At 71.5% G+C, this 239-nt stretch carries 1 pseudogene; it reads left to right on the plus strand.

What is annotated here, in order from left to right:
* A pseudogene (locus KVS69_RS20460) lies at positions 1–239 on the plus strand (substrate-binding domain-containing protein); the annotation flags it as partial.

Consider the following 239-nt stretch of genomic DNA (forward strand, 5'->3'; position numbering starts at 1 on the left):
TCGACGAGCCCGAGGACTCCACCCTCGTCGTCCTGCGCACCGACGTCAACCCGCGCACGGCCCAGAACGCAGCAGAAGACCGCCGCTTCCTCGACTACCTGCTATCCCCCCGCGGCCAGCAGGTGCTCACCCGCGAAGCGCGCCTGATGTCGATCGTCCCCCCCCAACCGCTCCGCGCGCCCGCCCGGAGCTACCGGCCGCTGCTGCTTGTCCCGGGCCTGCTGGTCTACCTGGATGCC

This window comes from Stenotrophomonas sp. GbtcB23, assembly GCF_019091045.1.
GTDB classification, from domain to species: Bacteria; Pseudomonadota; Gammaproteobacteria; order Xanthomonadales; family Xanthomonadaceae; genus Stenotrophomonas; species Stenotrophomonas rhizophila_A.